22 protein-coding genes are annotated in these 20,471 nt (G+C 63.3%); 4 read left to right on the top strand and 18 right to left on the bottom strand.

All coding sequences use genetic code 11. The annotated features are described in order from the left end of the window. Positions 1-3 precede the first annotated feature (3 nt). The 3 genes from ACNQP3_RS13900 to ACNQP3_RS13890 are packed head-to-tail and all read right to left on the bottom strand — an operon-like array spanning position 4 to position 2,929. Positions 4-957 carry a lysylphosphatidylglycerol synthase domain-containing protein gene (locus ACNQP3_RS13900; protein WP_264317239.1) on the bottom strand — a complete coding sequence of 318 codons (954 nt, stop codon included), beginning with the start codon at positions 955-957 and terminating at the stop codon, positions 4-6. After that, the gene (gene clsB / locus ACNQP3_RS13895; protein ID WP_264317238.1) at positions 957-2,159 is read right to left on the bottom strand and encodes a cardiolipin synthase ClsB; all 1,203 of its coding nucleotides are present in this window, start codon (positions 2,157-2,159) and stop codon (positions 957-959) included. The genes ACNQP3_RS13900 and clsB overlap by 1 nt, the downstream gene beginning before the upstream one ends. Then, entirely contained in the window at positions 2,156-2,929 is a 774-nt protein-coding gene (locus ACNQP3_RS13890) for an endonuclease/exonuclease/phosphatase family protein (protein ID WP_264317237.1), read from the bottom strand. Before ACNQP3_RS13890 ends, clsB begins: the two co-directional genes overlap by 4 nt. 152 nt (positions 2,930-3,081) lie before the next feature. Here ACNQP3_RS13890 and ACNQP3_RS13885 point away from each other — a divergent pair, with 152 nt between their 5' ends. From ACNQP3_RS13885 to ACNQP3_RS13870, 4 genes are all read left to right on the top strand, one after another. After that, positions 3,082-3,456 (top strand): low affinity iron permease family protein, encoded by a 375-nt coding sequence (locus ACNQP3_RS13885; RefSeq protein ID WP_012272269.1) that lies wholly within the window; start codon positions 3,082-3,084, stop codon positions 3,454-3,456. Positions 3,457-3,478: 22 nt separating this feature from the next. Continuing rightward, a complete protein-coding gene (locus tag ACNQP3_RS13880; protein ID WP_012272268.1) occupies positions 3,479-4,030 on the top strand; it encodes an ATP-dependent Clp protease proteolytic subunit in 552 nt (183 codons plus the stop codon). A 119-nt stretch (positions 4,031-4,149) separates the two neighbouring features. Continuing rightward, the gene (locus ACNQP3_RS13875; protein ID WP_012272267.1) at positions 4,150-4,359 is read left to right on the top strand and encodes a general stress protein; all 210 of its coding nucleotides are present in this window, start codon (positions 4,150-4,152) and stop codon (positions 4,357-4,359) included. A 106-nt stretch (positions 4,360-4,465) separates the two neighbouring features. Then, complete coding sequence (locus ACNQP3_RS13870) at positions 4,466-4,735, top strand: DUF6555 family protein (protein WP_012272266.1); 270 nt, start codon at positions 4,466-4,468, stop codon at positions 4,733-4,735. Positions 4,736-4,783: 48 nt separating this feature from the next. Here the strand turns inward: ACNQP3_RS13870 and paaZ are convergent, their stop codons facing one another. From paaZ to paaF, 15 genes are all read right to left on the bottom strand, one after another. Beyond that, on the bottom strand, positions 4,784-6,838 hold the full coding sequence (paaZ, locus tag ACNQP3_RS13865; RefSeq protein WP_264317236.1) for a phenylacetic acid degradation bifunctional protein PaaZ: 2,055 nt from the start codon (positions 6,836-6,838) through the stop codon (positions 4,784-4,786). 38 nt (positions 6,839-6,876) lie between these two features. Next, entirely contained in the window at positions 6,877-8,109 is a 1,233-nt protein-coding gene (locus ACNQP3_RS13860) for an OprD family porin (RefSeq protein WP_012272264.1), read from the bottom strand. A 39-nt stretch (positions 8,110-8,148) separates the two neighbouring features. Then, positions 8,149-9,711 carry a cation acetate symporter gene (locus ACNQP3_RS13855; RefSeq protein ID WP_244965051.1) on the bottom strand — a complete coding sequence of 521 codons (1,563 nt, stop codon included), beginning with the start codon at positions 9,709-9,711 and terminating at the stop codon, positions 8,149-8,151. Beyond that, complete coding sequence (locus ACNQP3_RS13850) at positions 9,708-10,016, bottom strand: DUF485 domain-containing protein (RefSeq protein WP_012272262.1); 309 nt, start codon at positions 10,014-10,016, stop codon at positions 9,708-9,710. The genes ACNQP3_RS13855 and ACNQP3_RS13850 overlap by 4 nt, the downstream gene beginning before the upstream one ends. 169 nt (positions 10,017-10,185) lie before the next feature. Next, positions 10,186-11,262 carry a 1,2-phenylacetyl-CoA epoxidase subunit PaaE gene (gene paaE, locus ACNQP3_RS13845; protein WP_264317235.1) on the bottom strand — a complete coding sequence of 359 codons (1,077 nt, stop codon included), beginning with the start codon at positions 11,260-11,262 and terminating at the stop codon, positions 10,186-10,188. A 15-nt stretch (positions 11,263-11,277) separates the two neighbouring features. Further along, entirely contained in the window at positions 11,278-11,811 is a 534-nt protein-coding gene (gene paaD, locus ACNQP3_RS13840) for a 1,2-phenylacetyl-CoA epoxidase subunit PaaD (RefSeq protein WP_264317234.1), read from the bottom strand. Beyond that, positions 11,798-12,556, bottom strand: coding sequence for a 1,2-phenylacetyl-CoA epoxidase subunit PaaC (gene paaC / locus ACNQP3_RS13835; protein ID WP_060492377.1), 759 nt, complete (start codon positions 12,554-12,556; stop codon positions 11,798-11,800). Before paaC ends, paaD begins: the two co-directional genes overlap by 14 nt. Positions 12,557-12,564: 8 nt before the next feature. After that, positions 12,565-12,846: a 1,2-phenylacetyl-CoA epoxidase subunit PaaB gene (paaB, locus tag ACNQP3_RS13830; RefSeq protein ID WP_004374528.1), complete on the bottom strand. Its 282-nt coding sequence runs from the start codon at positions 12,844-12,846 to the stop codon at positions 12,565-12,567. Between the two features lie 25 nt (positions 12,847-12,871). Continuing rightward, a complete protein-coding gene (gene paaA, locus ACNQP3_RS13825; RefSeq protein WP_060492378.1) occupies positions 12,872-13,861 on the bottom strand; it encodes a 1,2-phenylacetyl-CoA epoxidase subunit PaaA in 990 nt (329 codons plus the stop codon). Positions 13,862-14,066: 205 nt separating this feature from the next. Continuing rightward, entirely contained in the window at positions 14,067-15,386 is a 1,320-nt protein-coding gene (paaK, locus tag ACNQP3_RS13820) for a phenylacetate--CoA ligase PaaK (RefSeq protein ID WP_012272257.1), read from the bottom strand. 121 nt (positions 15,387-15,507) lie between these two features. Next, positions 15,508-16,728 (bottom strand): 3-oxoadipyl-CoA thiolase, encoded by a 1,221-nt coding sequence (gene pcaF / locus ACNQP3_RS13815; protein ID WP_060492379.1) that lies wholly within the window; start codon positions 16,726-16,728, stop codon positions 15,508-15,510. Beyond that, complete coding sequence (gene paaI, locus ACNQP3_RS13810; protein ID WP_012272255.1) at positions 16,721-17,161, bottom strand: hydroxyphenylacetyl-CoA thioesterase PaaI; 441 nt, start codon at positions 17,159-17,161, stop codon at positions 16,721-16,723. Before paaI ends, pcaF begins: the two co-directional genes overlap by 8 nt. Then, positions 17,154-18,671, bottom strand: a complete 1,518-nt coding sequence (gene paaH / locus ACNQP3_RS13805) for a 3-hydroxyacyl-CoA dehydrogenase PaaH (RefSeq protein ID WP_012272254.1) — start codon at positions 18,669-18,671, stop codon at positions 17,154-17,156. Before paaH ends, paaI begins: the two co-directional genes overlap by 8 nt. A 2-nt stretch (positions 18,672-18,673) precedes the next feature. Next, entirely contained in the window at positions 18,674-19,465 is a 792-nt protein-coding gene (gene paaG / locus ACNQP3_RS13800) for a 2-(1,2-epoxy-1,2-dihydrophenyl)acetyl-CoA isomerase PaaG (RefSeq protein ID WP_012272253.1), read from the bottom strand. A gap of 34 nt (positions 19,466-19,499) precedes the next feature. Next, positions 19,500-20,273, bottom strand: a complete 774-nt coding sequence (paaF, locus tag ACNQP3_RS13795; protein WP_060515272.1) for a 2,3-dehydroadipyl-CoA hydratase PaaF — start codon at positions 20,271-20,273, stop codon at positions 19,500-19,502. Positions 20,274-20,471: the final 198 nt, after the last annotated feature.

The raw sequence follows: 20,471 nt of genomic DNA, 5'->3' as shown, positions 1-20,471 counted from the left end.
GTGTCAGGTTTGGGCGGGTGTGTCGTCCTGGCGCATGGCTTTGGCGCGCTTTTCCAGGATCAGGTAGCAGATCACCGCCAGCAGCAGCGGGATCAAGTAGTACAGCGTGCGATAGCCCAGCAGGGCAGCCACCAGCGTGCCCTGGGCCATCTGCCCGTGTAGCAGAGCCAGAAACACTGCCTCCAGCACGCCCAGCCCGGCCGGTATATGCGCGACCACGCCAGCCACGCAGCTGATCAGCAGAATGCCGAGTATCGAGGGGTAAAACGCGTTGCCCGGCAAAAGCCAGAAGATCAGCAGCGCCATCAGTGCCCAGTTGCTGGCGCCCAGCGCCACCTGGCTCAACGCCAGGCGCAGCGACGGTAGCGTCACTTCGTGATCGCGCCAGCACCAGGTGCGCTTTTTGGCAAAACCACAGGCCAGCAGATAACCGCCGGCGATCGCCAGCAGCAGCAGGCCGATCAGGCGCAAGCCTGTAGCGCCCACCGCCCAGTTACTGGGCAGCTCGACCAGGTCCAAAGCAAATACTGTGCCGCCCAGTAGCATGTAGCCCATCCAGTTGGTCAGCAGGCCCAGGGTTAGAATGCGTGTGATCGTCGCCGTGTCCAGGCCAAGGCGCCCGTATAGCCGGTAACGCAAGGCGACGCCGCCCACCCAGGTGGTAAAATTGAGGTTGAAGGCGTAGCACACGAACGCGATGGGCACTACCTGCCGGGCAGGCAAGTGGTGGCCGGTGTAAGCCCGTGCCAGCAGGTCGTAGCTGGCGAACGTGAGGTAGCTGCACAGCGCAATCGCCAAGCCTATGACGAGGGCACCAGGTTTGTAGGCCAGCAAGGACTGGCGCACTTCGTTCCAGTCCAGGTTGCGCGCCAGCAGGTACAGCAACACAGGGATGAGGACCAGGAACGCCAGCGTGAACAAGCGTTTGCCCCAGCTTTGCCAGCCTTTGCGCGCCATCAGGTGCTGCCCTCGTGCAAGTCGCCTTGCGGCTCGGCTTCCGGCTGCACCGAGCGCAACCGCTGGCGGTGCGCCGGGAACCAGCCGGCAATGCGCGGAAAATGGCGAATCACGTGGAAACATACGAAAATCAGCGGTGCCCGCCACCAGTAACCGCGAATCATGCGCTCCAGGGTGACTGGCTTGCAGTGTTCGTTGGCCAGGGCCTGCAGGTGCTGATTCAGTTGCTGGTTGAAGGCTCGGTCACGGATGAACAGATTGGCCTCCAGGTTGAATGACAGGCTCAGTGGGTCGAGGTTGCTGGAACCGACGGTGGCCCACTGGTCGTCCACCAGCGCCACCTTGCCATGCAGCGGCCGCTGGCAGTATTCGTTAATCACCACGCCGTCGCGCAGCAGGTAGTTGTACAGCAGGCGTGAGAGTGCGCGGACCCAGCGCATGTCGGGTTGGCCCTGCAAAATCAAACGCACTTCCACGCCACGCCGGGCTGCATTGCGCAGCTCACGCATCAGCCGGTAGCCTGGGAAGAAATACGCATTGGCGACCACGATGCGCTGCTTGGCCCCCCGAAAAGCCTGAAGGTAGTGGGCTTCGATATCGGTACTGCGCAGCCCGTTGTCGCGCTCGACCAGCACGGCGCTGCTGGCCCCGGCAGGCTCGGTAACCGGGCGAGCCGCACTGGGTGGCTGCAGCACTGGCGACATCAGGCGCTTGCTGGCGGCATGTACCTGTGCAACCACCGGGCCGGTGACTTCCACGGCATAGTCCTGCTTGGCCATGGCACCAAAGTCGCCCAGGTGGTCGGCGCTGTAGTTGATGCCTCCGATGAAGGCCCGCTCACCATCGACCACCACGATCTTGCGGTGCAGGCGCCGGAACAGGTTGGTACGCATGCCCACTAGCCGCGGCTGCGGGTCGAACGCGTGGAAGCTCACGCCCACATCGGTCATCGCCGAAATGAACGCGCCTGGCAGGTCGGCGGTGCCGTAGCCGTCTACCGCCACTTCCACACGCACGCCGCGCCGGGCCGCATCGATCAGCACCTGCTGCAGTTGCTGGCCAACCTTGTCGTCGAAGATGATGAACGTTTCCAGCAGGATTTCTTCTCGCGCCTGGGCCATGGCCTCGAACACGCGGGGGTAGTACTGCTCGCCATTGATCAGCAACTGCACGCTGTTGCCGTCTACCCAAGGTCGGTTCACAGGTTGATCTCCGCAGCCAGTGGGACGTGGTCGGAGAGGTGCGACCACGGGTATTTCGACAGCACCTGGGCAGCACCGGGCACGGCGTTGCGCAAGTAGATGCGGTCCAGGCGTAACAACGGCAGGCGCGCGGGGAAACTGCGCGCCGGCTTGCCGAAGGCCTCTATCAGGTGCTCGCAGAGCACGGCGTCGGCCTTAAGCCGCCAATCGTTGAAATCGCCGGCGACGATCACCGGCGCTCGGGGCGGCAGGCTGGCCAACAGGTCCAGCATCAGCGTGACCTGGCGCTGCCGGTGGGCCTCACGCAGGCCCAGGTGTACGCACACCGCATGCACCTGATCATGGCCCGGCACTTCCAGCTGGCAATGCAGCAAGCCGCGCTGTTCGTTGCCCTGCACTGAAACATCCAGGTTGTTGAAGTGGCTGATGGGGAATTTCGACAGCAACGCGTTGCCGTGGTCGCCATGCGGGTACACGGCATTGCGCCCATAGGCGAACTGCGGCCACATGCTGTCGGCGAGAAACTCGTATTGCGGCGTTTCTGGCCAGGCCGCATGGCGCTGGGCATGTTGCTGGTGGCTGCCGTGCACTTCCTGCAAGAACACCAGGTCAGCGCCGGTGGCGCGCACCGCCTCGCGCAACTCGGGCAGGATGAAGCGCCGGTTGAAGAAGGTGAAGCCCTTGTGCACGTTAAGCGTCAGCACATTGAGCCGGCGCACCGTGGTGACTGTGTCGATGCTACGGTTTGGGGCGGGCAGGGTCTTGTCCACAAGGCGCCTTCCATTCAGTTGCTCTGAATGTGCGACTGGTGGAGCCCCCGCTGGGTTCAGCGCACGTGACCAATGGGAAGTGCTGATGTCGGGTTGAACTTTAGAGCGGCTGACGTTTCCACCGGTTATCCGCTTCGTGGAAGGGTGCCAGCATGAAATTCGACCGCTTCGCCCACTGGCTGGCCAATTGGGCCGGACGCCCGCTGAGCTTTGGCATCGCCTGCCTGCTGATCTTGACCTGGGCAGTGACCGGGCCGCTGTTTCACTTCAATGACACCTGGCAACTGGTGATCAACACCTCGACCACCATCATCACCTTCCTGATGGTGTTCCTGATCCAGAACACCCAGAACCGCGACAACGACGAACTGCACATCAAGATCGACGAACTGCTGCGCACCACGCGCCGGGCACACAAGGCGCTGCTGGACCTGGAGGATATGGACCCCGCCGAGCTGCACGCCCTGCGCAAGCAGTACCGACAGATGGCCGGGCAGGGCAACGATGCGCAGAACACCAAGGAATGAGCTGCCAACCCTGGAGGCAAGCATGGCCAGACATATCATTCACTTCACCGGGCCGATCAATTCCTCGACCTGTGGCAACCTGATCAGTACCTGTTCGCGGGCGTTGCAGCAGGGGGCCGAGGTGTTGCAACTGAACATCGCCACCATGGGCGGTGAATGCAGCTATGGGTTCACTTTGTACAATTTTCTGCGGGCGTTGCCAGTGGAGGTGCATACCCACAACCTGGGCACCGTGGAATCCATGGGCAATATCCTGTTCCTGGCCGGAGAACGGCGCACGGCGTGCAGTTTCAGCAAGTTCCTGTTCCATCCGTTTCACTGGACTTTGCATGGTTCGGTGGACCATTCACGGATGGCCGAGTATGCGATGAGCCTGGATTACGATCTGCGGCTCTATGCGCAGATCGTCACCGAGCGGACCGAGGGGGCAGCCGAGGTGCTGGATGTGCCACGCTACCTGATGGCCTATCCGCGGATTCTAGGGCCACGCGAGGCGATGGAGAACGGGCTGATTGATGCCATTGACGAAATGCCGATCGGGGTGGAGGCCGTTCAGTGGAGTGTGCATGCCTGAGTTTCGTGCCATTGGTCAGCTGCCGGCAAAACCATTGAGCAGACTCATCATTCAGAGGCTCGGAAGCTAGGCATGGCAAAGATTCATGCGACCAGCGACCCATCGCAAGGAGAAACGACATGGCGCAAGACCAAGAGCGAACCCGCCAGCGCGGCGGCACCAAGGAAACCAACCCAGGCAACTTCGCCAATGACCGGGAACGGGCTTCGCGCGCTGGCCAAAAGGGCGGCAAGGCCTCTGGCGGTAACTTCGCCAACGATCGCCAACGGGCTTCGGAAGCAGGCCGCAAGGGTGGGCAGAACAGCCACGGCGGGAGCCGTAGCCAATGAGTGACAGCGCTCGCAGATGATGCCAATTGTTCGCCGAAATTTTGAATTTTCTGGCCATGGCCTGATCAATCAGGGTGTCATCCATGGAGAAGAGGAGGCCCCAGCGATGCCAGGCCCACAGCTGTACATCATCGATTACCAACTGCATGGCCAGCCGCGCAGTTTCATCATTCGTCTGGAGCGGCTGGACAATGCCGAAGCCTGGCATTGGGCAAGTTGCGATGCGGGCATCGGCATCATTCCCAAGTTTGGTCGCGAAAAGATCAAAAAGGTCAGCCGGCCCATGGCCGAACGCTATGGGATTACCGCCGTGAGCTGGCGGGTTTCGGGAAGCAAGCCAAACCAATCGGCGGGAGACCCGGCGGCGACAGGGTAATTGGCCTCTGCGCGGCTGACTCGCGAAGAGGCCAATAGCTTCAACGGGTCATTGTGGCTTTTTCAGCACCAATGTCAGGATGTCATAGCTGGCCACCAGCTCACCCAGCTGGTTGGTCACCTCGACATCCCACGCCACCACACCCTGCGGCTGCCCCAGCGGGCTGGTCTTGCCTTGGTCGATCTTGCGCTTGCAGGTCAGGCGCGCCTGGATGGTATCGCCAATGCCCACCGGGTTGATGAAGCGCAAGGTATCCAGCCCATAGTTGGCCAGCACCGGCCCGGCACCGGGCGACACGAACAACCCGGCCGCCGCCGACAGCACGAAGTAGCCGTGGGCAATGCGTTTACCGAACTGCGATTCCTTCGCGGCGATTTCGTCGAAGTGCATGTAGAAATGGTCGCCCGACAGGCAGCCGAAATTGACCAGGTCAGCTTCCGTCACAGTGCGCCGATGGGTGAGCAGCGACTCGCCGATGCGCAGTTGCTCGAAGTAGCGGCGGAACGGGTGCACTTCGGTTTCGATCACTTCACCACCACGCACGTATTCGCCGGTGACCGCCGTGAGCATGCTCGGCGAACCTTGTATGGCGGCGCGCTGCAGGTAGTGCTTGACGGCCCGCAGGCCACCCAGCTCTTCACCACCACCGGCCCGGCCCGGGCCGCCGTGCTTGAGCTGCGGCAGTGGCGAGCCGTGGCCGGTGGATTCCTTGGCGGCCTCGCTGTCGAGCACCAGCAGGCGGCCATGCCAGGCAGCCGCCGCCGGGATTGCCTTGGCAGCCACGCTGCGGTCGGCGGTAACCAGGGTCGCCACCAGGCTGCCTTTGCCACGCGCCGCCAGCGCCAAGGCCTCGTCGAGGTCGTCATAGGCCATTAGCGTGCTGACCGGGCCGAACGCTTCGATATCGTGGGCGCCACCTTCGGCATGCGGGTCGCGGGCTTGCAGCAGAGTCGGGGCGAAGAAGGCGCCCTCGGCCACGCCCTCGCCACGCGGGGCAAAGCCGTCGCTGGCGCCGAACAATTGGTCACAGCTTTGCAGCAAGCTGCGCACGCGCTCGGCCACGTCGTGCTGCTGATCGTGGGAGGCCAGGGCGCCCATGCGCACGCCTTCCACCGACGGGTCACCGATCACGACTTTGCTCAACCGCTCGCGTAGGCGCGTGGCGACCGCGTCCAAATGCTTGGCCGGCACGATGGCGCGGCGGATGGCGGTGCATTTCTGCCCGGCCTTGGTGGTCATTTCACGCACCACCTCCTTGATGTAAAGGTCGAACTCTTCGCTGTCCGGGGTTACGTCCGGGCCAAGAATGGCGCAGTTCAGCGAGTCGGCTTCAGCCGTGAACGGTACCGAATTGCGTACAAGGTTCGGCGTGACACGCAATTTGGCGGCCGTGTCGGCGGAACCGGTGAAGGTCACCACGTCCTGGCCTTGCAGGCGGTCGAGCAGGTCGCCGGTACTGCCGATCACCAGTTGCAGACTGCCTTCGGGCAGCAGGCCGGAGGCATTCATCAGGCGCACCACGGCTTCGGTCAGGTAACTGGTCGAGGTCGCTGGCTTGACGATACATGGCATGCCGGCCAGGAAGGTCGGGGCGAATTTTTCCAGCATGCCCCAGATGGGGAAGTTGAACGCGTTGATGTGCACCGCAACGCCTGCACGCGGCACCAGAATATGGCTGCCGGCAAAGTGGCCTTGCTTGCCCAACGGGATGGCTGGGCCTTCGTGCACCAGGTTGCCTGATGGAAGCTCGCGGCTGCCGATGCCGGCATAGGAAAACAGCGTGGCGTTGCCGCCTTCGATGTCGATCCAGCTGTCGGCACGGGTTGCACCGCTGTGGTGGGACAGCGCGTAGAGCTGCTCCTTGCGTTCGGCCAAATACAGGGCCAGGGCTTTGAGGCGTTGGGCGCGCTGCTGGAAGTCCATGCCCATCAGCGAGGCCAGCCCCCGCGCTCGCGCGTAATCCACAGCTTCGGCGAAGTCCGGGCGCTCTTCATGGCTGTAGGCCAGCACGTGGCCGTCAAGGGCGCTGCGCAGGGCCTGGGCGCCGTGCTGGCCGAGCCAACGGCCGGCGATGAAACTTTGCAGAGTAGGGGCGGCAGACATGCTGTTCTCCATGCTGTTCAAATGTGAGGGGGGCGCTGTTACCACAGCGCCAGGGTGTAACCGATGATCAGGCGGTTCTCGTCCACGGCGTTGGTCAGGCCATTGCCGGAGCGGAAGGTGACGTTGCGCCAGCGCAGGCTGACGTCTTTGAACGGGCCGCTCTGGATGACATAGGTGATGTCGGTATCGCGCTCGCGCTCGCGGCCATTGCTGACGGTGGCGGTTTGCGCATGACGGCCGTCGGTGTAACGGGACATGAAGCTCAGGCCAGGGATACCCATGGCAACGAAATCGTAGTCGTAGCGCACTTGCCACGAGTCCAGCCCGGCCCGGGTGAAGGTGTTGTAGGTGACCAGGTTGACGGTGAACGGGTCGCCACCGTTGACGAACGGGAAGGCGCTGTCACCGGACATCTGCTGCCAGGTGGCGGTGAACTTGTGCGCCCGTACACCCAGGGTGAACATGGCGTTGAAGTTGCGGTTATCGATGTTGCCGGCACGCTCGGCGCCATCATTGCGGCTGTCGAAATAGCGCAGGTCGCTGCGCAGGCTCACCCCTTCACTCAATGGGCGGGTATCGATCAGGCCGACGAACTGCTGGCGATAGATGTCCTCAAGCTTGGCGTAGTAGTAGCTGACGCTGGTTTGCGGGGTGATGGCGTAGCTACCACCACCAAAGTCCAGGTGGTCGCTGGTCGCGGCGCCGTAGCCGATGTCATCGCGGCCCGAGGAATCGCGCAGGTTGGCCTTGGTCAGGCGGCCGCCATTGAAAGTAAGGCCTTCGAGGTCCTGGCTGGTCAGCAGGCCACCCTGGAAGGTGGATGCCAGCAGTCGGGTGTCGTTGTACACCACCACCGGCAGAATCGGCTGCAAGGTGCCCAGGCGCAAGGTGCTTTTGGACACCCGCACCTTGCCGGTCAGGCCCAACTCACTGTAGTCGTCGACGGGTTCATGGCTGTTCGGGCCGAAGGGCAACAGGCCGGTGTTGCGACGGTCCCGGCTGGAGTCGAGCTTGATGCCCAACTGGCCCATGGCGTCGACGCCAAAGCCGACGGGGCCTTCGGTGAAGCCCGACTCCAGCTTGGCGGTGAAGCCCTGGCCCCATTCCTCGGCCTTGGCCTGGGGCGCATTGCTTTGGCGGAAGTCGCGGTTGATGTAGTGGTTGCGCAGCTCCAGGCGTGCATGGCTGTCGCCGATGAAGTCCGCCAGCGCCGGCATTGGCAGGGCGAGGGTGGCCAGCCAGGCGGCTGACATGAAGTGCGTGCGGTTCATTGTTGTTGTTTTACCCGACATGGTTGTTCGTCCTTGAAATCAGTGCTTGCTGGCGCCGGCAGCGCCGATGCCGGTCATGGAGCGGATGAACTGGCCCAGGTAGCGGCCACGTTCCTCGACGGCACGTTCGGAGCTGTCGGTAACCGAGAACACCCAGGCACTGAGGAAGGCCAGGCTCATGGAGAACAGTGCCGGGTTGCTGTAGGGGAACAGCGCCGTCTCGTTGTGCAACACGTTGACCCACACTGCTGGGCCCAGCACGACCAACAGCACCGCCGAGACCAGGCCGGCCATGCTGCCGCACACCGCGCCGCGGGTGGTCAGGCCTTTCCAGAACATCGAGAGCAGCAGCACCGGGAAGTTGACCGAGGCGGCTACCGCCAGCACCAGGCCGGAGAGGAAGGCGATGTTCTGCGACTCGAACATCAGGCCGAGGATCACCGCAAGCAGGCCGATGACCAGCGTGGCAACACGCGACACGCGCATTTCCTCTTGCTCGGTCGCCTTGCCTTTGCGCATCACGCAGGCATACAGATCGTGGGAGACCGCCGATGCCCCGGACAGCGCCAGGCCGGCGACCACGGCCAGGATGGTGGCGAAAGCCACGGCAGAGATGAAGCCGAGGAACAGGTTGCCACCCACGGCCTGGGCCAAGTGCACGGCGACCATGTTGCCGCCGCCGATGATGGCGCCGGTGGCATCGCGGTAGGACGGCTCGGTGCCAACCATCACGATGGCGCCAAAGCCGACAATGATCAGCAGCAGGTAGAAGTAACCGATGAAGCCAGTGGCGTAGAACACGCTCTTGCGTGCTTCCTTGGCATCACTGACGGTGAAGAAGCGCATCAGAATATGCGGCAGGCCGGCGGTGCCGAACATCATGCCTAAACCGAGAGAAATCGCGTCCACTGGGTTTGACAGCAAGCCGCCCGGGGCCATGATCGCCTGGCCCTTGGCATGCACGGCCACGGCGCTGGCAAACATCGCTTCGGTGCTGAAACCAAAGTGCTTGAGCACCATGAAGGCCATGAAGCTGGTGCCCGACAGCAGCATTACGGCCTTGATGATCTGCACCCAGGTGGTGGCAAGCATGCCGCCGAAGGTGACATAGGCGACCATCAGCACACCGACCAGCATCACGGCGTACAGGTAGCTGATGCCGAACAGCAGCTCGATCAGCTTGCCGGCGCCGACCATCTGCGCCACCAGGTACATCAACGCCACCACCAGGGTGCCAAAGGCCGAGGTCAGGCGCACCGGGGTTTGCGCCAGGCGGTAGCTGACCACGTCGGCGAAAGTGTACTTGCCCAGGTTGCGCAGGCGCTCTGCAATCAGGAACAGGATGATCGGCCAACCGGCCAGTACGCCCAGGGCATACAGCAGGCCGTCGTAGCCGTTCATGAACATCATCGCGGAAATACCCAGGAACGACGCGGCGCTGATCATGTCACCGGCGATCGCCAGGCCGTTCTGCATACCGGTCAGCCCCCCGCCAGCGGTGTAGAAGTCGCTGGCTGAGCGGGTGCGCATGGCAGCCCAGCGGGTGACCATCAGCGTGAAGCAGACGAACACCATGAACATCGAAATGGCGGTCCAGTTCATTGTGCGCACTCCTGCTTGACCTTGTCGTTGAGCGGGTCGAGCACGTTGTTGGCGCGGTGCACATAGATGCCGGTAAGGGCGAAGGACAGCAGCACCATCAGCACGCCCACCAGCATGCCGACAGTGGTCACGCCGCCGCTGAGGGACTGGCCCAATGTGCTGGGCGAGAACGCCACCAGCAGGACGAAGCCGTAGTAGATCACCAGCATGGCCAGGGTCAGGCTGCCATTGAGACGGCGCTTGCGCCGCACCAGGTGCTGGAAGTCGGGGTGGTTGGCGATGCTTTCTATGCGTTCGGGTGTCATGGGTTGCGATCTCTGGGTGTTGTAATTGTTTTGTTGAGGTCACGCGGGTGTTGCGGTGTTGCTGATGGCCTCTTCGCGGGCTTGCCCGCTCCCACAGGTAAGGCGTTGCTCTTCGCCTTTGTGCGATCCCTGTGGGAGCGGGCGCGCCCGCGAAACAGGCGACGCGGTGTCAAAGCTGGTCGAAATCGAGCACCACCTTGTCGCTCACCGGGTAGGTCTGGCACGACAGCACGTACCCGGCCGCCACTTCGTAGTCTTCAAGGGCATGGTTGCTGTCCATTTCCACTTCGCCCTCGATCACTCGGCACTTGCAGGTGGAGCACACGCCGGCCTTGCACGAGTAGGGCAGCTCGGCGCCGATGGCGTTGCCGGCGTCCAGCACGTTCTGGGTGTTGCGCGGCAGGTCGAAGGTCAGCGCGCGGCCGTCGCTGATCACGGTGATATGGCTGAGCGCCGCGTCCACCTGGCGCGCAGCTTCGCGGGCCTCGCGTCGGGCTTCGTTGCCGGCAGCGGCGAACAGCTCGAAATGGATACGCTGTTTTTCCAGGCCGTTGGCTTGCAAGCTGTCACGCACCGTTTCGGTCATTGCCTGCGGGCCGCAGATGAATGCGGCGTCCAGGCCGGGCACGTCCAGCCAGCGCGAGAACAGCTGGCCGCACTTGTCGGCGTCGATGCGGCCGTTGTACAGGTCAACGTCCTGTTGTTCGCGGCTGAACACGAAAATCAGGTTCAGGCGGTCGAGGTAGGTGTTTTTCAGGTCTTCGAGCTTGTCGCGAAACAGCGCGCCCGAGCTGGAACGGTTGCCATACAGCAAGGTGAAGCGGCTGTTCGGCTCGCTGGCCAGGGTCGTGGCAATGATCGACAGAATCGGCGTAATGCCACTGCCGGCCGCCACTCCCAGGTAATTGCCCTGGCGAGTCGGGTCCAGCGGCACGAAGAAGCTGCCCGATGGCGGCATCACTTCCAGCTGCTGGCCGGCCTTGAGCACTTCGTTTGCAAACGCCGAAAAACGCCCGCCTGGCACACGTTTGACGGCCACACGCAGCTCGCCGTCCTGCACCGCGCTGCAGATGGAGTAGGAGCGGCGGACTTCTTCGTTATCCAGCTGGGTACGCATGACCAGGTACTGCCCCTGGGTGAAGCGGAATTGGTCCTGCAGGTGCTCGGGTATATCGAAGGCGATCGACACCGCATCACGGGTCTCGTTGCGCACTTGCTTGATGGTCAGGCTGTGAAACTGGCTCATGGCGTTCTCCACGGCTCAAATGCATTTGAAATAGTCGAACGGCTCCAGGCACTCGCGGCAGCGGTAAAGCGCCTTGCAGGCCGTGGAACCGAACTGGCTGAGCAATTCGGTATGGGTGCTGCCGCATTGCGGGCAGCACACCTGAGGCGCTTCGCCAAGCAGGCTGCGTTTGCTGGCGCTGCCTTGCGGCGGTGCGATGCCATAAGCACGCAGGCGCTCGCGGCCCAGCTCGGTGATCCAGTCAGTGCTCCAGGCCGGGGTCAGCCGGCGCTCAAGCGCTGGTGCGGCGAAACCGGCCTGCTCCAGCGCCTGGCGGATATCACCCTCGATCACCTCGGTGGCCGGGCAACCGGAGTAGGTCGGGGTGACCACCAGGTGCAGGTGGCCGGCCCGCCAGTCGAGGTCGCGCACGATCCCTAGGTCGACCACGCTGACCACCGGGACTTCCGGGTCCATGACCTGGCCCAATACCGCCCAGGCGCGTGCCAGGTCGCCCCCTTGCAGCGCCCGCGCACCGCGGTCGCCGGCAATCAGCTCACCAGGTTGCATCGGGGTAGGCCCTTGGCAGGAACTGCATCTCGGCCAGCAGCAGGCCCAAGTGCTCGGTGTGCAGCCCTTTGCGGCCATCCAGGTAGAAATGGCTGGCGGCCTTGGGCAGCGGCAGCTCGACCGAAGTGAAGGTCGTTGTGACCTGTTGGAGCCAGGCGGCACCGACAGCGGCAGGGTTGGCGCCGATACCGGCTTCGGCCAAATGCACTTCGTTGTCGCTGCCGGTCGTGAGTTCGACAGTGAAACGCCACAGTGACGGGATAGCGGCGAGCATGCGCTGGCGGCTTTCTTCGGTGCCATCACCCAGGCGTTGTACCCACTCGCTGGAGCGGCGCAAGTGGTAGGTGACTTCCTTCAGGGCCTTGGCGGCGATGCCGGCGACACGCGCATCGCTGGACTCGACCAGCCCCTGAAGCACGGCGAAGTGCCAGGCGTCGTAGAGAAACTGCTTGGTCATGGTCACGGCAAAGTCGCCGTTGGGTTGCTCGACCAGCAGCAGGTTGCGGTAGGCGCGCTCGTCACGGCGCAAAGCCAGGGCATCGGCATCACGGCCGTCATCGAGCAGCTCGGCGGCATACTCCAGCCAGTTGCGCGCCTGCCCGACCAGGTCGAGGCCGACGTTCATCAAGGCCAGCTCTTCTTCGATGGCAGGCGCACGGCCACACCATTCGCAAAGGCGCTGGCCCTGCACCAGGGCACTGTCGCCGAGCAGCAGCAGGTAAGGAATAAGGGCTTCTTTATGCATGGCCAACCTCACATGTGTCCGACTTCGTCGGGCAGCTCATAGAAGCTGGCATGGCGATAGACCTTATCGTCCGAGGGGGCGAACAGCGGGTCTTTCTCGTCGGGGGAGGAGGCGGTGATCAGCGCCGAAGGCACCACCCACAGGCTCACGCCTTCGCTGCGGCGGGTGTACAGCTCGCGGGCGTTCTCGATGGCCATGGCGGCATCGGCAGCGTGCACGCTGCCGACATGCTTGTGGTTAAGGCCGTGCTTGCTGCGCACGAACACTTCGTAGAGGGTCCAGACAGACATTTTCGATCTCCGCATCAATCGCCGCTCAGGCGGCGTTCTTGTTCTGTTGCTTGCGCGCGTAGGCCACGGCGGCCTCGCGTACCCAGGCACCGCTCTCGATGGCGTTGCGCCGAGTGGCGACACGTTCCAGGTTGCACGGGCCATTGCCCTTGATCACTTCGTAGAATTCGTCCCACTGGATTTCGCCGAAGTCGTAATGGCCGCGTTCGGCGTTCCACTTCAGCTCAGGGTCCGGGGCAGTGCAGCCAAGTAGCTCGAGCTGTGGCACGGTCTGGTCGATGAAACGCTGGCGCAGCTCGTCGTTGGTCTGGCGCTTGATCTTCCAGGCCATCGACTGGGCGCTGTTGGGCGAGTGTTCGTCGCTGGGGCCGAACATCATCAGCGCAGGCCACCACAGGCGGTTGATGGCGTCCTGGACCATGTCCTTCTGGGCCTGGGTGCCATGACGCATCATGGTCAGGAGCATTTCGTAGCCCTGGCGCTGGTGGAAGCTCTCTTCCTTGCAGATACGGATCATGGCGCGGGAGTAGGGGCCGTAGGAGGTGCGTTGCAGCACCACCTGGTTGACGATGGCCGCGCCATCTACCAGCCAGCCCACTGCGCCCATGTCGGCCCAGCTGAGGGTGGGGTAGTTGAAGATGCTTGAATACTTGGCCTTGCCGCTGTGCAGCTTGGCCACTTCTTCGTCGCGGTCGGCACCCAGGGTTTCCATGGCGCTGTACAGGTACAGGCCGTGGCCGGCTTCGTCCTGGATCTTGGCCATCAACTGCAGCTTGCGCTTGAGGCTGGGGGCGCGGGTGACCCAGTTGCCTTCGGGCAGCATGCCGACGATTTCCGAGTGGGCGTGCTGGGAGATCTGCCGGATGAGGGTTTGGCGGTAGGCCTCGGGCATCCAGTTCTTGGCTTCGATCTTGATTTCGGCGTCGATCTTTTCCTGGAAGTTGCGCTCCTCGGGGGACATTTCTTCCAGCGATTTGACGCGCTTGACTCCGGTTTCCACTAGCTGTGCGTACATGAGTTCAGACTCCTGCTGAGGCATGAGTCATTTGTAAGCGATACAAAACATAACGTCAAACAGTTTTATATGTATCGAATAAGATTTGTGTATCACATTGCCCACCGACGGGGGCTGCCTTGCAGGCCAATCGCGACGCAAGGCCGCTCCAACAGGCAAAAAAAAGCCCCGGACCATGCCGGGGCCGAAAAGGCAGCCGAATGACTCAGCTGGCCAACCGTTTGTCGAACACGTGGCACGCCTTGCCTTCTGAGCGCTTGAGCGTGCCGCAGGGTTGCAGGTGCACCTGGGTGCTGATGCCGATGTAGGTCTTGATCTGTTTGCTCAATTCCCCGATAACCAGCTTGCGCTGGCCTTCATCGAGGTGCTGGCACTCCGCACGCAACTCCACATGCACCTCGACACTGTCCAGGTTGCCATTGCGATACAGATGAATCTCATAAAGCTCTGAAAGCTGTTTTATTTTTAATACCTGCTCCTCGATCTGCGTGGGGAACACGTTGACCCCGCGAATGATCAGCATGTCGTCACTGCGGCCGGTGATCTTGCCGATTCTGCGCATGGGCCGGGCGGTGCCGGGCAGCAGACGGGTAAGGTCACGGGTGCGGTAGCGCACCATCGGCAGCGCTTCCTTGCTCAGTGAGGTAAACACCAGCTCGCCCAGCTGGCCGTCCGGCAACACTTCGCCGGTGACTGGGTCGATGATTTCGGGGTAGAAGTGGTCTTCCCAGATGGTCGGGCCGTCCTTGGTCTCGATGCATTCCATCGCCACCCCTGGGCCCATGATCTCCGACAAGCCATAGATATCGAGGGCGTTGATACCCAGACGCTGCTCGATCGAGCGGCGCAGTTCATCGGTCCAGGGCTCGGCACCGAAAATGCCCAGGCGCAGCTTGAGGTCGTGCGGGTCGATGCCCTGGCGCTCGATCTCGTCGGCCAGGTTGAGCATGTAGGATGGGGTGACCATGATGATATCGGGCTGGAAGTCGCGAATCAGCTGCACCTGCTTCTCGGTCTGGCCGCCGGACATGGGGATGACTGTACAGCCCAGGCGCTCGGCGCCGTAGTGCGCACCAAGCCCACCGGTGAACAGGCCATAGCCGTAGGAAACATGCACCTTGTCGCCTTTGCGCCCGCCACCGGCACGGATCGAGCGGGCGACCACATTGGCCCAGGTGTCGATGTCGTTCTGGGTGTAGCCGACCACCGTCGGCTTGCCAGTGGTGCCACTGGAAGCATGCAAGCGCACCACGTCTTCCTGCGGCACTGCGAACATGCCGTAGGGGTAGTTGTCGCGCAGGTCGTTCTTGCCGGTGAAGGGGAACTTCGCCAGATCTTCAAGGCACTTGAGGTCATCGGGGTGGGCGCCGCACTCGGCAAAGCGCTGACGGTACAGCGGCACGTTGTCATAGGCGTGCTTCAGGCTCCAGCGCAAACGCTCCAGCTGATGCTGGCGCAGGGCGTCGACGCTGGCGGTTTCCATCGGGTCCAGCAGGGCACGATCGGCATCATGGTACATATTCATGGCTTCACTCGAATTGTTCTTGTACGCCGCGCGCCTGCGGTTGCAGGCCGCGCGGTGAGTGTCATGGAGGCAGCATATACGGCTGCGTTCAGTTCGGTAACAGGCGGATGGTGTGAACCGCTCAGAGGCGCTCGATGACCATGGCAATGCCCTGGCCAACGCCGATGCACATGGTGCACAAGGCGTAACGACCGCCCGTCTCTTCCAGCTCGTGCAGCGCCGTGGTCACCAGCCGCGCACCGCTCATGCCCAGCGGATGGCCCAGGGCAATCGCGCCACCGTTGCGGTTGACCCGCGCGTCGTCGTCAGTGAGGCCTAGCTCGCGCAACACGGCCAGACCTTGTGCGGCGAAGGCCTCGTTGAGCTCGATGACATCCAGGTCAGCCAGCGACAACCCAGTCATTTCAAGTACCTTGCGGGTTGCCGGCACCGGGCCGATGCCCATCAGCCGCGGCTCAACCCCGGCCACGGCCATGCCGAGGATGCGACCGCGCGCTTTCAGACCATGCAGGCGGGCAGCGTCGCTGCTGGCCAGTAGCAGGGCGCAGGCGCCGTCATTGACCCCTGAGGCATTGCCGGCGGTTACGCTCCCCCCCTCTCGGAATGGAGTACCCAGCTTGGCCAACTGCTCCAGCGTCGTGTCGCCGCGTGGGTGCTCGTCATGCTCGACCACTTTGGCCGGGCCTTTGCGCTGCGCAATCTCGACCGGCACGATTTCCCGGGCCAGGCGACCTCGGGCCTGCGCTGCGGCAGCCTTGTGCTGGCTGCGCAGGGCGAAAACATCCTGGTCGGCGCGGGAAATACCAAACTGCTCAGCCACGTTCTCGGCAGTTTCCGGCATCGAATCGGTACCGTAGGCGGCCTTCATCCGTGTGTTGACGAAACGCCAGCCGATGGTGGTGTCGAACAGTTCCGCCGTGCGACCGAATGCCTGTTCCGACTTGCCCATTACAAACGGCGCACGCGACATCGACTCCACGCCGCCAGCCAGCATCAGCCCGGCCTCACCACAGCGCAGGGCGCGGGCCGCATTGCCGATGGCATCCAGGCCAGAACCGCACAGGCGGTTGATGGTAGTCCCCGGCACTTCGAGCGGTAGCCCGGCCAGCAGGCTGGCCATGTGGGCCACGTTGCGGTTGTCTTCGCCTGCCTGGTTGGCGCACCCGAGGATCACGTCATCAACGGCCTTCCAGTCCAGTTCGGGGTGGCGCTGGATCAACGCCTTGAGCGGGACGGCCGCGAGGTCGTCGGCGCGAACGCTGCTCAAGGCGCCGGCATAGCGGCCAATGGGGGTGCGCACGGCGTCGATGATCAAGGCATCGGCGAGGGTCGGTTCAGTCATCTTGCGTCTCCTGCGCCAGCACGGTGCCGCGCACTTTGTAGGATTTGCCATGGAACATCGCCACCAGCTCACCGCGCTGGTTGTCGATGCGCACGTCGTACAGGCCGGTACGGCCTTTGCGGCTGACTTCGCTGGCGTGAGCGGTGAGCACGTCATCGCGCAATGCCGGGGCCAGGTAGTCGATGCTGCAGCCCAGCGCCACGGTGGCTTGGTCGTAGCTGTTGCAGGCGAAGGCAAACGCCGAATCGGCCAAGGCGAACAGGAAGCCACCATGACAGGTGCCATGGCCCTGAATCATGTCGGCACGTACCGGCATGCGCAGGCTGGCCCGGCCCGGCCCGGCATCCAACAGGCTGATGCCCAGGCCCTGAGTGGCCTGGTCGCGGGCGTACATGGCGTCGGCACAGGCTTGTGCCAGTTCCACTTCAGTCATGCAGGGTGCCTCCTTTGGCTTCGCAGCGGCGCAACAGCAGGGAAGGGCGGTAGCGACTCTCGCCATAGCTGCGTTGCAGGTTGTCCAGTACGCGCAGGGTGTGGCCAATACCGATGTTCGCGGCCCAGGCCAGAGGGCCGCAGGGGTAATTGACGCCGGCGCGCATGGCCAGGTCGATGTCGGCAGCGCTGCCGACACCCTGCAACACGGCATCGGCGGCTTCGTTGGCGAGCATCGCGACGGTGCGCAGTACCACCAGGCCTGGCAGGTCGGCGACGCCGGTCACTTTAAGGCCTGCGCGCTGCAGCAGGGCAACGGCTTGGTCGCGGGCACTTTCGCTGGTATCGGCCGACCAGCTAATGGCGATACGCGTGGCGCTGCCGTAGTCCAGCGCCAGGTCGAGCAGCACCAGGTTACGCAGGCCGTCTTCACGGGCGCGTTGGCTGGCCAAACGGCCGTCGGACAGGGCCAGGGTGGCATCGCCCACCTGGATCAGGCCGCTGCCGGCGCGCTGGGTCACGGCAATGCCGCTTTGGCGCAGGCGTTCGGCCAGCGGTTGCATCACGCCCAGGCAGCCCTCGACAACGCAGGCACCTGCAATGGCGAGGCTGTGCAGTTCGGCAGGCTGGGGGCGTTCGGCGCCCTCGGCATAGCTATAGAAGCCCTGGCCGGTCTTGCGCCCAAGGCGACCGGCGTCCACCAGTTCTTTCTGCACCAGTGATGGCTGGAAGCGGAAATCACCATAGAACGCATCGAAAACCGAGCAAGTGACAGCGTAATTGACGTCGTGGCCGATCAGGTCGGTGAGTTCGAACGCCCCCATGCGGAAGCCCCCGGCCTCGCGCAGCAGCGCATCGAGGCTGGCGCAATCGGCGGCACCTTCTTGCAACAGGCGCAGGCTTTCGGCATAAAACGGCCGCGCCACGCGGTTGACGATAAACCCCGGTGTAGAGCGCGTGTGCACCGGCTGTTTGCCCCAGGCCTGGGCAGTGGCATAGATGCATGCGGCAACTGTCGGGGCGGTTGCCAGGCCAGACACCACTTCGACCAGCGCCATCAATGGAGCAGGGTTGAAGAAGTGCATGCCGACCACGTGCTGCGGGCGCTCAAGACCGGCAGCAAGGCTGGTGATGGACAGCGACGACGTGTTGCTGGCAAGAATGCAGTCGGCGCCGCACAGGGTTTCGAGCTGACTGAACAGCGCCTGTTTCACCTGCAGGTTTTCGACGATGGCTTCAATCACCAGGCCGGCATCGGCCAGAGCTTCGAGCGTATCGACCGGGCACAGACGGGCGCTGATCGCTTCCCGTTCAACGGCCTGCAGCTTGCCCTTTTCCACTTGCCGGGCCAGCTGCCGATCAATACCCGCCACTGCCTGGGCAGCTGCCCCCGGGCGGTTGTCATAGAGCTTCACTGGGTGGCCGGCCTGGGCCGCCACCTGGGCGATACCGGCGCCCATGGCACCGGCACCGATCACCGCCACCTGCACATTGCTTGCGAGTGCGCTCATGTTCAGCGCCCCTTGAAAACTGGCGTGCGCTTGTTCATGAAGGCACTCACGCCTTCGCGGTAGTCCTCGCTGCGCCCGGCCAGGCGCTGCAGGTCGCGCTCCAGCTCCAGCTGCTCGTCAAACCCATTATCGAAACTGGCATTGAGGCTGCGCTTGATCAGGGCCAGGCCGTAGGTGGGCTGGGTGGCGAGCTGGCGGGCGAGGGCGAGGGCTTCGTCTCGCAGTGCGGCATCATCCACCACCCGGTGGATCAGCCCCCATTGCTGGGCCTGCTCGGCGCCAAGGCGCTCACCCAGCATGGCCAGGGCCTTGGCCCGCGCCATGCCAACCAGGCGCGGCAGCAGCCAGGTGCCGCCAGAGTCCGGCACCAGGCCGATCTTGCAGAAGGCCTGGATGAAGCTGGCGGAGCGGGCGGCCAGCACCAGATCGCAGGCCAGCGGGATATTTGCGCCAGCGCCGGCAGCCACGCCGTTGACCGCACAGATCACTGGCAGCGGCAGGTCGCGCAGGGTGCGCACCAGCGGGTTGTAGAACTTGTCGATCGACTCGCCCAGGTCCGGTATTTCGGCGCCGGGGGCAACGTTGCGGTCGGACAGGTCCTGGCCGGCGCAGAAGCCCCGGCCTTCAGCCGTCAGCAACAGCACCCGCGCTTCACTGCTCTGGCGTACTTGCTTGAGTGCTTCGCGCACTTCCATGTGCATGGCGGTGTTAAAGCTGTTCAGTTGCTCGGGGCGGTTCAATGAAAGGAGGGCAACGCCGTCCTCGATGGAAAACAGGATGTGCTGGAAAGTCATGACAGACTCGCTCCGTCAGTCGAGGGAATGATGTTTAGCGGCCCTGGAAACGAGCCTGGCGCTTTTCCTGAAAGGCCCGGATGCCTTCGTCCCGGTCGGCGGTACCGGCCAGCAAGGTGAACGCATGGCGTTCGAAGCGCAGGCCACTGGCCAGGTCGGTATCACCGGCCTTCAGGAGCGCCTCCTTGGCCAGGCGCACGGCAAGCGGCGCCTTGGCAGCGATGCTGCGGGCGACCTGCATGGCGCGCTCGACGGTAAGTTCGGGCTGGGAAATTTCGCTGACAAGGCCCGCCTGCTGGGCGTGGCGAGCGGTGATTGCTTCACCGGTCAGAACCATCTGCATGGCCAGCGGCTTACCGACGGCACGCAACAGGCGCTGGGTGCCGCCGGCACCGGGAATGATGCCGAGGTTGATTTCTGGCTGGCCGAAGCGGGCATCGGTGCCAGCGATGACGATGTCGGCGCACATCACCAGTTCGCAACCGCCACCCAAGGCGTAACCATTGACAGCGGCAATCAGTGGCTTGGTGAATGCCGCGATGCTTTGCCAGTGGGCTACGCGCGGATCATTGAGTATGCCGACCAGGTCACGCTCGGCCATTTCCCGGATGTCGGCACCTGCAGCGAATGCCTTGGCGCTGCCGGTAATCACAACAGCGCCGATCTGTTCGTCGCCAGCGGCTGCCTGTAACGCAGCAGCCAGTTCTGCCAGTAGCTCGGTGCACAGGGCATTCAAGGCCTCGGGCCGTTGCAAGGTAATGAGCTGAACGCCGTGTTCGGGCGCCTGCACAGCGAGATATCGCGGCATGTCGGGTTCCTCTGGCTGCACGCACGGCACATCGTGGGGCCGGCATTTCTTGGAATTGTTTGCAGGGGCGTGATGCGGGATCACGACCAGGTGCGGCCAGTATATGCATTACGCGATACATAAATGCAACATTCAAAAATGCATCTCGTATCCCTTTATTGTATTTTTTGCCAGCATCATCGACCTTATAAATTCTTG

This window comes from Pseudomonas sp. LFS074, assembly GCF_047978165.1.
Taxonomy (GTDB): Bacteria; Pseudomonadota; Gammaproteobacteria; order Pseudomonadales; family Pseudomonadaceae; genus Aquipseudomonas; species Aquipseudomonas putida_P.
This window is presented reverse-complemented; position numbering and strand designations above follow the sequence as displayed.